The sequence below is a fragment of the Paraburkholderia sp. genome, from assembly GCF_026225065.1.
Lineage (GTDB): Bacteria > Pseudomonadota > Gammaproteobacteria > Burkholderiales > Burkholderiaceae > Paraburkholderia.
Window position 1 is genome coordinate 1 of sequence record NZ_JAMFSB010000287.1, and the last position, 12,408, is coordinate 12,408.

Below are 12,408 nucleotides of genomic sequence, written 5' to 3' on the forward strand. Positions count from 1 at the left end.
CGAGTTCCGGCGAATCATGCGCTGACGGTCCATTCGAGGAAATTCAAGGAAGAAACGCCATGAACCACAGATTTCAAACGAAAACACGCCATGCCTGATTCGAAATCTCACAGCACCGGAAAGACCGGCTACATCCTGACCATGGGCGAGATCCTCGTCGAAATCATGGCGACTGAGCGCGGCCAGTCGTTCCGCAAACCAGGCACGCTGATCGGCCCATATGCAAGCGGCGCGCCAGCGATCTTCATCGATCAGGTGGCGCGCCTGGGTAGCCGCTGCGCGATGATCGGCTGCGTCGGCGACGACGACTTCGGCACGCTCAACGTCGAGCGCTTGCGCTCCGATGGCGTGGACGTCTCGGGTATCGCCGTCATCAAGGGGCAGACAACCGGGAGCGCCTTCGTCACCTACCGCGAGGATGGCGAGCGCGACTTCATCTTCAACATCACGAATAGCGCGTCGGCACATCTTTCCGTAGCTAATATCCGCGAAGATCTGCTGAAGGATTGCCAGCACTTTCACGTGATGGGGTCGTCGCTGTTTTCGTTTCGCATCATCGAGGCGATGAAAAAAGTCATCGAGACCGTCAAGGGACACGGCGGCACAGTCAGCTTCGATCCGAACATCCGCAAGGAGATGTTGAGGATTCCAGAAATGCGCGAGGCGCTCGATTTCATTCTCGACTACACCGATGTGTTCCTGCCGAGCGGTCATGAGGTGACGCTGCTGGCCACCGCTGGTTCCGAGCGCGCCGCGATCGACGAACTCCTGCAGCGCGGCATCCGCGAGGTTGTGGTCAAGCGCGGCAAGGAAGGTTGCAGTTTCTACGACGGCACCGACGAAATCCATGTGCCGGCGATCCAGGTAGAAGAAGTGGATCCCACCGGCGCTGGCGACTGTTTTGGCGCGACCTACATCGCCTGCCGGTCGCAGGGCATCAGCGTCGCCGAAGCGTTGCGCTACGCCTGCGCGAGCGGTGCGCGCGCAGTCAGCTTTCGCGGCCCGATGGAAGGCACGGCCTCGCTGGCCGAGCTCGACGCCTTCATCGCGAACCCGGAGCCTAATCATGGATAACGTGATTGCGCGCCTTTCCAACGGACACAGTGCAGCGAAGTCCCTGAAGGGAATCTATTCGATCTGCTCGGCGCATCCCTGGGTGCTTGCCGCGGCGATGCAGCAGGCCGTCGACGATGACACACCGCTGCTCGTCGAATCCACCTCGAATCAGGTGGATCAATACGGCGGCTACACCGGCATGAAGCCCGCGGACTTCATTCGCTTCGCGCACGCAATCGCGGAGCAGGTTGGCTTGCCACGCGAGCACCTGATTCTCGGCGGCGACCATCTCGGACCGAACGCGTGGCGCAGCCTTCCGGCGGAAGAATCAATGCAGCGCGCGGAAGCGCTCATCGACGCCTATGTGCGGGCAGGATTCACGAAGATCCACCTCGACACCAGCATGGCTTGCGGCGGCGATCCGGAGCGCCTGTCGGATAGCGTGGTGGCGCAACGCGCGGCGCGCTTGTGCGCCGTTGCCGAAGCTGCTGCTGTCCGCGCAGGGTTCAAGAGCCTCCCGGTTTATGTGATTGGAACGGAAGTGCCCGTGCCTGGTGGCGCAAGCGAAACGCTCGATACCGTCGAAGTCACCCGGAAGGAAGCGGCGCTGGAGACAGTCGCCGTGCATCGTGAAGCGTGGCGCGCACGGAACCTCGAAACAGCGTGGGACCGCGTGATTGCGCTGGTCGTGCAACCCGGCGTCGAATTCGACCATACGAAAGTGATCGACTACCAGCCCGCCCTTGCCACCGGCCTTTCCCAGGTGCTGACGCAACTGCCCGGCATGGTCTTCGAAGCGCACTCGACAGACTATCAAACGCCCGAATCGCTGCGGGCGCTCGTGCGCGACGGCTTCGCGATTCTCAAGGTGGGACCGGGCGTCACGTTCGCGTTGCGCGAGGCGCTCTACGCGCTGTCGGACATCGAAGCTGAACTGCTACCTGCAGCGCAGCGCGCCGACCTGCCGGTAGCCGTGGAAGCCGCGATGCTTCGCAAACCTGACAATTGGGACAAGTATTACCACGGCGACGAGGCACAACGACGTCTGCTTCGCACCTACAGCTATAGCGACCGGGTGCGGTATTACTGGGCCGACCCGCAAGTCGATGCAGCAGCGCAACAGCTACTGCACAACCTCGCCGGCGCAACGATTCCGGAAAATCTCCTGAGCCGCTACTTGCCGGAGCAGTACTGGGCGCGGCGGCGCGGCGTGATCGACGGATCGCCGATGAGCATCGTGCAAAGCAAGGTCCGCGAAGTCATCGAGCAATACGCTTCCGCTTGTCGTGAGTAACGTGGCACGTCGCCGCGATAGCGCTCGCTACAAATGAGTCACACACTAACAAGGAGGATGTCATGCCCTTTAAGCCCAACGCTTCTTATGATTTTAGCGACGCGGTCGTGGTAATAACGGGCGCGGCAGCCGGAATAGGCCAACAGGTCGCGGAGCAATTCGCCGCAGCCGGCGCAACGCTCGCCTTGATCGACCGTTCCGAGTCCATCGTGGATATCGCTTCGAACCTCGGTGCAGTCCACAGGGGTTGGATCGCCGACATCAGCGACCCTGAATCGGTCGCCACAACAGCCAACAAGATTCTTTCGCAGTTCGGTCATGTCGACATTCTGGTCAACAACGCAGGCATCGGTCCGCTGGCGCCGGCGGAAGATTTTCCCCTTGAAACATGGGACAAAACGATGGCGGTCAACCTGCGTGGCGCGTTTCTCGTTGCGCGGGCCTTCGCGCCGAACATGCTTGCGCGTGGGCAGGGAAGGATCGTCAACCTGGCGTCTCAGGCTGCGGTGATTGGCATCGAAGGGCATGTTGCCTATTGCGCCAGCAAAGCCGGTGTCATCGGAATGACGAATTGCATGGCGCTCGAATGGGGGCCGAGAGGTGTGACGGTCAATGCCATTTCACCGACCGTGGTCGAAACGGAATTGGGCCTCACCGGGTGGGCAGGAGAAAAAGGCGAACGAGCCAGAGCTGCCATCCCCACCCGTCGATTCGCCAAGCCCGCTGAAATCGCCTGCGCAATCATGTACGTGGCAAGCCGCGAAGCCGCCATGGTCAACGGCGCAAACCTGCTGATCGACGGCGGCTACACGATTATCTAGATCCCAACACGAACGAAAACCTGAGAGCAAATGGAGGCAGTAGAGGGCTTTACATAACCCACGACGATGTTTAGGAGACTGAAATGATTACCCTTTCTCATATGGCTTCGCAGCGCCGCGGCGCCTTACGGCGCCGTCTTATCGCATCAGCAGTTGCGGGAATTGGACTGGGCCTTGGTAGCACGGCCTATGCCACCACCGTCACGATCGCTGTGCCGAACAACAACGATCTGATCGAGATGAAAAAGCTTTCTCCGGTGTTCGAGAAGGCCAACCCCGATATCCAGCTGAAGTGGATCGTGCTCGAGGAAAACGTGCTCCGGCAACGCCTCACGACAGATATCACGACAAACGGCGGCCAGTTCGACGTATCGGCTATCGGCACCTATGAGGCGCCGCTCTGGGGCAAGCGCGGATGGCTTGTGCCGATCACCGGCCTGCCCGCCAGCTACGACCTCGACGACGTGCTCAAATCGGTGCGCGACGGGTTGTCTTACGATGGAACGCTATACGCCTTGCCGTTCAATGCCGAAAGCTCGATGACGTTCTACCGGAAGGACCTGTTCGCTGCCAAGGGTTTGACGATGCCCGATCATCCCACCTACGGCCAGATCAGCGAGCTTGCGGACAAGCTGAACGACAGGGCCAACGGCGTCTACGGTATCTGTCTGCGTGGCAAGGCGGGTTGGGGTGAGAACATGGCCTTTGTCTCGACACTGGTGAACACCTACGGCGGACGTTACTTTGACGAGAAGTGGAACGCCCAGGTCGATTCGCCGGAATGGAAGAGCGCGATCAATTTCTACGTCGACCTGTTGAAGAAAGATGGAGCGCCGGGCGCCAGTTCAAATGGCTTCAATGAAAATCTGTCGCTGATGACAGGCGGCAAGTGCGCGATCTGGGTCGATGCGACATCGGCCGCCGGGATCCTCTACAACAAGTCCGAATCATCCGTCGCGGACAAGGTGGGCTTCGCCGCGGCGCCAACGCAGGTTACGCCGAAGGGTTCGCACTGGCTCTGGTCGTGGTCGTTCGCCATTCCGAAGTCGTCGAAGTCGCAAGATGCGGCCAAGCGGTTCATCGAATGGGCGACCTCGAAGGAATACATCACGCTGGTGGGCAACGACATCGGTTGGGCATCGCTGCCGCCGGGCACGCGTCAATCCACCTACGCACGTCCTGAGTACAAGCAGGCCGCGCCGTTCAGCGAGTTCGTGCTGAACGCGATCGAGACCGCCAACCCGAACGACTCAACTTTGAAGAAAGTCCCGTACAGCGGCGTGCAATACGTGGGGATTCCGGAATTCCAGTCGTTCGGAGCCCTCATCGGGCAGCAGATAGCGGGAGCGCTCGCCGGGCAGATGAGCGTTGACCAGGCGCTGCAGGCGGGACAGGCCGCAGCTAACCGCGCCGTGCGCTCGGCGGGCTACCAGAAGTAAGCGGACGCATCGACCGCAGCTGCGTAGACCACGCGCTTTCGTGCGATACGAAGCGCGTGGCTCCTGAATCGGCGCGGCAGATCAGCCCGGAAGTGGGACCGCATGCAGCGATTGGGCAGACGATGGCGCACCATTGCTGATACAGTAAATGCCCCCTCCTCACGCAATGCACCACCATGCGCACCACCCGAGCCATCAACGCCGTCGAGCGACTAAAGACCCGCAGCGGCAATCCGCAGTTCGCGGCGATCAGCCTGTCCGGCGGCCTGTTCTATCTGATCGACAAATCGGGCGGCACGGACAAGAAGGTTTCCGACCCGCTGCCGCTCGACGATTTCGTTAAATTCGTCGACGGCTTCGGGCCGCCGAAACCGCGCAAGGCGAGCAAGCTCGACCTCGCGTTCGAAGAGCAGATCAGGAAGAGTAAAAGCTAAAGCGCCCACGGTTCAGCGCCTGAAAGAAAGCTCAGCGGCACAAAGGCGGCGCGTCATGCAGCGCGTCGTTCTCGATGATATTGACGCCGCGCGTATCGTCGCTCAGGACCTCGGTCACCAGCGCCCGCGCCACCCGCTCGACGGAAATCGAGCGCCACTTGGGCGGCAGGTAGACTCCAAGACGCCGCGCAATGCTTTCCAGCGGCCGGCTCTCGGCACGCTCGCCCATCAGGAACGAAGGCCGTACGATGGTCAGCACCGGGTAGTCGAGTTTCTTCAGCCCCTGCTCCACATTCCCTTTCACACGACTGTAGAACGTGCGCGCCTGCGGATCGGCACCGATCGCGCTGACTATCGCAAAGTGCGAAGCGCCATGGCGGCGGGCGATGCCGGCAATCCGCAACGGATACTCGTAGTCCACCTTGCGAAACGCCGCCTGTGAACCCGCCGTGCGGATGGTCGTGCCCAGCGCGCAAATGACGGAGTCGACGTCGAAGATGTCCGAATCCGCGTCAGGCCAGTCATAGTCGATCACATGCTCGACGACCCGGTTGCCCCCTGTCGATCCCGTCACGGCCGATCCCGACGCCCGCCGCACCAGCATCCGGATTTCCTTGACCCGATCGTCCCGGGCAAGCAGACGCAAACACGCACTACCGACGAGGCCCGTGCCGCCGAGCAGCAGAATCGTCTGTTGGCGGGGAGCAGTGGACTGGCTGGGCGCGAAGGAGGTCGACATGCGTGAGTCCGTCAAAAAGGGGCACCGCTGCATCTTACCGCGTCAAGATGCCCCCTTGACCCTTACCCGCGTTGCACTTCCTTTATCTGCCCATCAGCCGCGCTGCTGGCGAGTACCGCCTCGATAAAGTGCAGGCCCGCGACGCCGTCGTCGACGGTCGTCAGAAGCGTGCTTTCCGGCGGCGGCGCCCTGCCCGCATCCAATGCCTCAATTTGCAGTGCTGCGTCTTTATAGAGTTGCGCGAAAGCCTCCAGATAGCCTTCCGGATGCCCCGGCGGCACACGCGTCGCATGAGCGGCGATGGCGCTCTTCACCCGGCCGCGGGTAAGCCGTTGCGCTGCCCCGCCAAGCGGCGTGAACCACAGCTCGTTGGGATTCTCCTGATCGAAGGTGAGACCGGCTTTGGTGCCGTACACGCGCAGCCGCAGCCCATTCTCCGCGCCGCTCGCCACCTGGCTTGCCCACAGCATGCCGCGCGCGCCGTTCTCGTAGCGCAGCATGGCCTGCACGTGATCATCGACGCGGCGCCCCGGCACGAACGTGTGCAGTTCGGCTGAGAGCCATTTCGGTTGCATGCCGGTCACGAACGCAGCGAGGTGATACGCGTGCGTGCCGATATCGCCGAGACATCCGGCCGGGCCGGCCAGCGCCGGATCGGTGCGCCAGCCGGCCTGCTTGTTCGTGCCGGATTGCTCGATCGGCTCCGCCAGCCAGTCCTGCGCGTACTCGACCTGCACCACGCGCACCTCGCCGAGTTCGCCCGCCTCGACCAGTTCGCGCGCGTGACGAACCATCGGATAGCCCGAATACGTATGCGTCAGCGCGAACAGCCGCTTGGTCTCGCGCGCGAGTTTAGCCAGCGCCTGTCCTTCGGCGAGCGACACGGCGAGCGGCTTGTCGCAGATCACGTGAATCCCGGCTTCGAGAAACGCGGTCGCCACCGGTGCATGCAGATGATTCGGCGTGACGATCGCTATTGCGTCGATACCGTCGTCTTTGCGTGCGACTTCGGCCCGCGCCATCTCGCGCCAGTCCGCGTAACTGCGGGCAATGCCGGCTTCTTCCGCACTCGCCTTGGCGCGTTGCGGATCGGACGACAACGCGCCCGCCACCAGTTCGAAACGGTCGTCGAGGCGTGCGGCGATCCGGTGCACCGCGCCGATGAACGCGCCCTGGCCGCCGCCGACCATGCCCAGCCGTAACTTTCGTGTCATGGAAGATGCTCCTTTGATTGATGCGCTCAGGCCCGCGTCGCCACTCGCGTTGACTCGCGCTCGCTGCGACGGCGACGCTCGCTCAGATACCCAGCACGCGCTTCAGTTGCGCTGTATCGACGCCGCTGCCCGCGAAGTCGTCGAACGAATGCTCGGCAACCCGAATGATGTGACGGCGAATGAACTCCGCGCCCTCGCGTGCGCCGTCTTCCGGATGCTTCAGCGCGCATTCCCATTCGAGGACCGCCCAGCCGGGGTAATCGTATTGCGCCATCTTCGAGAAGATCGCGCCGAAATCGATCTGGCCATCACCGAGCGAGCGGAACCGGCCCGGGCGGTCGACCCAGTCGCTATAACTGCCGTAGACACCCGCCTTGCCTGTCGGACGAAACTCCGCGTCCTTCACGTGGAAGACCTTGATGCGCTCGTGATAGATATCGATGAACGAGAGGTAATCGAGTTGCTGCAATACGTAGTGACTTGGATCGAAAAGAATGTTTGCGCGGCGCTGTGCGCCCGCTCCGTTCAGACGCTCAAGAAAGCGTTCGAACGTCACACCGTCGTGCAGATCTTCACCCGGATGCAGTTCGTACGCGACGTCCACGCCGACTTCGTCGAACGCATTGAGAATCGGCGTCCAGCGGCGCGCCAGTTCATCGAAAGCCTCCTCGACGAGACCTGCAGGACGTTGCGGCCACGGGTACACATAAGGCCATGCGAGTGCGCCGGAAAACGACACATGCGTGTCGAGCCCGAGCCGTCGCGAGGCCTGCGCCGCCAGCTTCACCTGCTGGATCGCCCATTCGGTACGCGCCTGCGGATTGCCGCGCACATGCGGGGCCGCAAAACCGTCGAACAGCAGGTCATAGGCCGGATGCACCGCCACCAACTGACCTTGCAGATGTGTCGCCAGCTCGGTGATCTCGACACCGGCGTCGGCGACGACACCCAATAACTCGTCGCAATACGTCTGGCTAGCCGCAGCCTGTTCGAGGTCGATCAGGCGCGGGTCGACCGGCACCTGAATCCCCTTGTAGCCAAGGCTGGCGGCCCAGGTAGCCAGGTTTTGCAGCGAGTCGAAGGGCGCCTTGTCGCCCAGGAACTGGGCCAGATAGATCGCCGGCCCCTTGATGGTCTTCATCGTGTCGCTCCTTCGGTCAAAGGTTGGACCGCGCGCCGTGCAGCGCGCGGCCAGCCCGTTAGAACGGTGAATCCGGGAAGTAGTAGTCCTTTGCATTGTCCTTCGTGACGAGCACCGACGGGATGATCGTCTTCGGCGGCAGCGTCTGGCCCTTCAGACGGGCTTCGGCCGTCAGCTTGATCGCGTCGTAGATGAACTTCGGCGAGTACGTGACGTCCGCATTGATGATCTTGTCGCCGTCCAGCACGCGCTTGATCATCTCTTTCGATCCGGCGCCGCCGAGCACTTCCTTGATGTCCGTGCGCTTCGCCTGATCGATGGCTTTGAGCACGCCCACCGACATATCGTCATCCGCAGACCAGACCGCGTCGATATGCTTGAAGCGCGTCAGGTAGTCCTGCATCACCTTGAACGCGTCGTCGCGATTCCAGTTGGCGTATTTCGCATCGAGCACCTTCACGCCGGGGCAAGCCTTCAACGCTTCGGTGAACGCGCTGTAGCGTTCGTTATCGAGCGTGGTCGGAATGCCACGCAACGCGACGATGTCGCCCTTGCCGTTCAGCGATTTGCAGAAGTACTCACCGGCGATCCTGCCGAAGGCGGTGTTGTCGCCCGCCACGTATGCGTCCTGCGCGCTGGTGTCGGTCAGGCCGCGATCCACCACCGTCACGTAGATGCCCTTTTTCTTCACCTGCGCTACCGGCTGCGTCAGCGAAGCCGATTCATGCGGGAAGATCACCAGTGCAGTGATCTTGTTGACGGTGACCATGTCCTGCAACTGGTTCGCCTGTTCCGGCGCGCTCGCCGAGGTTTTGAGGATCACCTTGAGGTCGGGGTGCGCCTTCTCCATGTCCTCCTTGGCCTTGTTCGCCCACCAGTCGATGCCGCCGGTGAAGCCGTGATCGGCTGTCGGTATCGCCACGCCCAGAATGACCTTGTCGTCGGCACGCGCTGCGCCCGCGGCCCCCAGTATTCCCAACGCCAGCACGCCGGCGCTGATCGCTCGAATGACCTGTTTCATGTTGTGTCTCCTATGTCGACCGGAGTCGGCGCCTGAACGCTTGCTCTGGTCCCATCACGGTTGTTGATCTATGAGGCACTTTCGTGCGCCCGGTTTCCTGCACTGCTTTGGCTGTGCTGCGCTTCCTATGCCCGTGCTGCCCCTGCTGCTGTCGTGCCGCCCCGCCGTCACTGCTTGCCACACCATCGCTTACCGCCGCCCGCGCTGCAAAAACGCCACGACGATAATCACCGCCCCCTGCACCGCCGCGTTCAGATACACGCTGATGATGCTGGTGAGATTCAGAATGTTGGCGATCACCGACAACAGGATCGCGCCAATCACCGTGCCGATCACGCGTCCCTCGCCGCCCTTGAGCGCGGTGCCGCCTACCACCACCGCCGCGATCGCTTCGAGCTCCCATAAGATGCCGGTCGTCGGCGTAGCGGAACCGAGACGCGGTACGTAGAGCACCGTCGCAACGCCAACGCAGATGCCAAGCAGTACGTAGGTAATGATCTTGACGGTATCGACGCGAATCGCGGCATAGCGCGCAACCTGTTCGTTCGACCCGATCGCCTGCACATGCCGCCCAAACGCCGTGCGGTTCAGAATCAGCGTGCCGCCAGCCGCCACGACGAGAAATACCCAGATGGGAACGGGCACGCCAAGCAAACTCGCGTAATACACGGGACTGTAGAGATCGGTTAGCGAGTTGTTGAGCGTGAGCGCACCGCCATCGGCAAGCCACGTGAGCACCGCGCGAAAAATGCCGAGCGTGCCCAGCGTGACGATGAATGGCTCGATACGCCCTTTGGTAATCAACAGACCATGTGCCCACCCAAACAATCCACCGAGGACAAACGCCAGCACGATGCCAATCGCAATGATCGCGAGCGGCGCGAACGTATGTCCACCGACTCCCGCCGACAAACCGTTCATCAGCCAGATCATGCTGCCGGCAATCAACGCCGCCATCGAGCCGACCGACAGATCGATGCCCCCGGAGATGATCACGAAGGTCTCGCCGACCGCGATGATGCCGATGAACGAGGTGCGCGTGAGCACGTTCATCAGATTGTCGACGGTGGCGAAATCGTGATTGAGCAAGGTGCCGGTGACGCACAGCACGATGAGTCCCACGAGCGGCCCCAGCCCATACAGGTGATGCGCGAGACGCATGGCTCGGCCGGATTGTGCAGCTTCAGTGGGTGCCGGTCGCATGGGCGATCAACTCCTCTTCGGTCAGGTGGTCGAGATCGAGCGTGGCCTGCAGCCGGCCCGCGCGCATTACGGCGACGCGATGGCACAGGCCGATCAGCTCGATCAGTTCGGATGAAATAACAATCACCGCACGTCCTTGGGACGCCAGCCGGTGAATCAGGAAATAGATGTCCCGCTTCGAACCGACATCGACGCCGCGGGTCGGCTCGTCGAGCACCACTACGTTCGGGTTCGGCTGCAGGTACTTGGCGAGTGCAAGCTTCTGCTGGTTGCCGCCAGACAGCATCCGCGCACGGCTCGATAGATCGCCAGTGCGAATGCCGAAGTCGCTCACCGCCTGCTTGAGCGCCGCGCGCCCCGCTTTCAGATCGAGCAGCGGATGCGTGTATTGCTCGAGCGTCATCAGCGTGAGGTTGTCCTGCAGGTTCAGGTTGACGTGCAGCGCCTTGCCCTTGCGGTCCTCGCTGAGGTAGGTGAGTCCGTGGCGCATCGCGTCGAGCGGCCTTTTGATTTGCACGGCGTGCCCGCCAATCTCAATGCGCCCCGCAAGGCGGCGGCGCAGACCGAGGATCGCCTCGAAGGCCTCCGTACGTCCTGCACCAACGAGGCCCGCAAAACCGAGCACTTCGCCCGCGCGCACCTCGAAGTTCAGGTCTTCGACCCAATCGGGCACGACAAGGCCTTCGACCTTCAAGGCGACTGAAGCTTCGGCGGACACCGCTGCCTTGTCCGGGAACATATCGGACAGGTCGCGCCCGACCATCAGGTTGGCCATCTGCTGACGGGCGAGCCCTGCTGTCTCGCCACGTGCGACGAAGCGGCCGTCGCGCATCACGATCACCTCGTCGGTGATGTGCTCGACTTCGTCGAGCTTGTGCGAGATGTAGATGATCGTGACGCCGTCGGCCTTCAGCTTCGTCATCAATGCAAACAGGCGCTCGGTTTCGGACGGCGTGAGCGTGGCGGTCGGCTCATCCATGATAAGGAGACGCGCCTTGCGTGACAGCGCCTTGGCGATCTCCACCATCTGCTTTTCGGCGACGATCAGATCGCGCACCTTCGTATCCGGCGTTTTTTTCAAGCCCACCTGAGCGAGGTGACGCGCTGCCTCCGCTCGCATCGCCGCGTCGTCGAGCAGCCAGCCGCGGCGCTTCTCATGGCCCAGATACATATTCTGCGCAATCGTCAGATGCTCCGCCAGGTTGAACTCCTGATGAATCAGCACAATGCCGGCCGCTTCCGCCTCGCGCGAGCTGGCGAACTGCTGCGCCGCGCCGTCGATCAGCAGCGTGCCGGCGGTGGCCGCTTCATACCCGGCGAGGATTTTCATCAGCGTCGATTTGCCCGCGCCGTTCTCGCCGAGCAGACCGTAGATGCGGCCCGGCGTCAGTTCGAAACTCACCCCATGCAGCACGCGCACCGGGCCGAAGTCTTTGCGGATATCGTCAAAGCGTACGGCGAGACTCATGGCTCAGGCACTCCCACGAATCACGAGCCGGTGCGGCAACAGCACGCCGGGCACGCTTGCCAGAGGATTGGCCAGACGCTGAAGCAACAGGCGTGCAGCGGTTTCGCCGAGTTCGCGCATCGGCTGGGCGATGGTGGTGAGCGGCGGATCGATCTGCGCTGCGAGCGAGATATCGTCGAAGCCGACCACGGCGATGTCGTCCGGCACGTGCTTGCCGACGCTGCGCAGGCCGTGGATCACGCCGATCGCCAACGTATCCGACACCGCGAAAATCGCGCTGGGAGCGTCGCGCTGCGCCATCAGCATGGCCGCAGCGGACGCCCCCGCTTCGTAGTCGAGGCTGTTCAGATTCATGCGCCAGCGCTCGTCCGGTGTGATGCCGGCGTCGCGCAACGCGTCGAGATAGCCTTGCTGGCGCTGCCGCGCGTAAAGGTAAGCGACGTCGGAGTTGATCAGGCCGACGCGCCGATGCCCCTGCGCCAACAGATGCCGCACGGCATCGCCGGCGGCCCGGTAGTTGTCGATGCCGACATACGGCACGCCGACCGCCGGATCGAACTCGCAACACGCGACCCACG

The 12,408-nt window shown here is 62.4% G+C and carries 12 protein-coding genes; 5 read left to right on the top strand and 7 right to left on the bottom strand.

Going from position 1 to position 12,408, the window contains the following annotated elements:
- Positions 1–90: 90 nt before the first annotated feature.
- The 5 genes from M0954_RS20380 (at position 91) to M0954_RS20400 (ending at position 5,044) form a co-directional block, all read left to right on the top strand.
- Positions 91–1,074: a sugar kinase gene (locus M0954_RS20380; protein ID WP_297355165.1), complete on the top strand. Its 984-nt coding sequence runs from the start codon at positions 91–93 to the stop codon at positions 1,072–1,074.
- Positions 1,067–2,350, top strand: coding sequence for a D-tagatose-bisphosphate aldolase, class II, non-catalytic subunit (locus M0954_RS20385; RefSeq protein WP_297355167.1), 1,284 nt, complete (start codon positions 1,067–1,069; stop codon positions 2,348–2,350). Before M0954_RS20380 ends, M0954_RS20385 begins: the two co-directional genes overlap by 8 nt.
- Before the next feature lie 62 nt (positions 2,351–2,412).
- Positions 2,413–3,171: a GolD/DthD family dehydrogenase gene (locus tag M0954_RS20390; RefSeq protein ID WP_297355168.1), complete on the top strand. Its 759-nt coding sequence runs from the start codon at positions 2,413–2,415 to the stop codon at positions 3,169–3,171.
- Between the two features lie 83 nt (positions 3,172–3,254).
- A complete protein-coding gene (locus M0954_RS20395; RefSeq protein ID WP_297355171.1) occupies positions 3,255–4,610 on the top strand; it encodes a sugar ABC transporter substrate-binding protein in 1,356 nt (451 codons plus the stop codon).
- 176 nt (positions 4,611–4,786) lie between these two features.
- Positions 4,787–5,044, top strand: coding sequence for a hypothetical protein (locus tag M0954_RS20400; protein ID WP_297355173.1), 258 nt, complete (start codon positions 4,787–4,789; stop codon positions 5,042–5,044).
- Positions 5,045–5,075: 31 nt separating this feature from the next.
- On the opposite strand, the gene M0954_RS20405 is transcribed toward M0954_RS20400, so the two are convergent.
- From M0954_RS20405 to M0954_RS20435, 7 genes are all read right to left on the bottom strand, one after another.
- The gene (locus M0954_RS20405) at positions 5,076–5,783 is read right to left on the bottom strand and encodes an NAD(P)H-binding protein (RefSeq protein WP_185090045.1); all 708 of its coding nucleotides are present in this window, start codon (positions 5,781–5,783) and stop codon (positions 5,076–5,078) included.
- Between the two features lie 62 nt (positions 5,784–5,845).
- A complete protein-coding gene (locus tag M0954_RS20410; RefSeq protein WP_297355175.1) occupies positions 5,846–6,997 on the bottom strand; it encodes a Gfo/Idh/MocA family oxidoreductase in 1,152 nt (383 codons plus the stop codon).
- An 82-nt stretch (positions 6,998–7,079) separates the two neighbouring features.
- A complete protein-coding gene (locus M0954_RS20415; protein WP_297355177.1) occupies positions 7,080–8,138 on the bottom strand; it encodes a sugar phosphate isomerase/epimerase in 1,059 nt (352 codons plus the stop codon).
- Positions 8,139–8,196: 58 nt separating this feature from the next.
- The gene (locus M0954_RS20420; RefSeq protein ID WP_122153915.1) at positions 8,197–9,159 is read right to left on the bottom strand and encodes a substrate-binding domain-containing protein; all 963 of its coding nucleotides are present in this window, start codon (positions 9,157–9,159) and stop codon (positions 8,197–8,199) included.
- Positions 9,160–9,348: 189 nt separating this feature from the next.
- A complete protein-coding gene (locus M0954_RS20425; protein WP_297355179.1) occupies positions 9,349–10,362 on the bottom strand; it encodes an ABC transporter permease in 1,014 nt (337 codons plus the stop codon).
- Entirely contained in the window at positions 10,343–11,830 is a 1,488-nt protein-coding gene (locus M0954_RS20430; RefSeq protein ID WP_297355182.1) for a sugar ABC transporter ATP-binding protein, read from the bottom strand. The genes M0954_RS20425 and M0954_RS20430 overlap by 20 nt, the downstream gene beginning before the upstream one ends.
- A gap of 3 nt (positions 11,831–11,833) precedes the next feature.
- A partial coding sequence (locus M0954_RS20435; RefSeq protein ID WP_297355183.1) for a substrate-binding domain-containing protein occupies positions 11,834–12,408 on the bottom strand: 575 nt, incomplete at its 5' end.

Coding starts and splice junctions, on each gene's coding strand:
- M0954_RS20390 (WP_297355168.1), top strand. CDS start 2,413: ATGCCCTTTAAGCCCAACGCTTCTTATGATTTTAGCGACGCGGTCGTG.
- M0954_RS20405 (WP_185090045.1), bottom strand. CDS start 5,783: ATGTCGACCTCCTTCGCGCCCAGCCAGTCCACTGCTCCCCGCCAACAG.
- M0954_RS20430 (WP_297355182.1), bottom strand. CDS start 11,830: ATGAGTCTCGCCGTACGCTTTGACGATATCCGCAAAGACTTCGGCCCG.
- M0954_RS20385 (WP_297355167.1), top strand. CDS start 1,067: ATGGATAACGTGATTGCGCGCCTTTCCAACGGACACAGTGCAGCGAAG.
- M0954_RS20400 (WP_297355173.1), top strand. CDS start 4,787: ATGCGCACCACCCGAGCCATCAACGCCGTCGAGCGACTAAAGACCCGC.
- M0954_RS20410 (WP_297355175.1), bottom strand. CDS start 6,997: ATGACACGAAAGTTACGGCTGGGCATGGTCGGCGGCGGCCAGGGCGCG.
- M0954_RS20380 (WP_297355165.1), top strand. CDS start 91: ATGCCTGATTCGAAATCTCACAGCACCGGAAAGACCGGCTACATCCTG.
- M0954_RS20420 (WP_122153915.1), bottom strand. CDS start 9,159: ATGAAACAGGTCATTCGAGCGATCAGCGCCGGCGTGCTGGCGTTGGGA.
- M0954_RS20395 (WP_297355171.1), top strand. CDS start 3,255: ATGATTACCCTTTCTCATATGGCTTCGCAGCGCCGCGGCGCCTTACGG.
- M0954_RS20425 (WP_297355179.1), bottom strand. CDS start 10,362: ATGCGACCGGCACCCACTGAAGCTGCACAATCCGGCCGAGCCATGCGT.
- M0954_RS20415 (WP_297355177.1), bottom strand. CDS start 8,138: ATGAAGACCATCAAGGGGCCGGCGATCTATCTGGCCCAGTTCCTGGGC.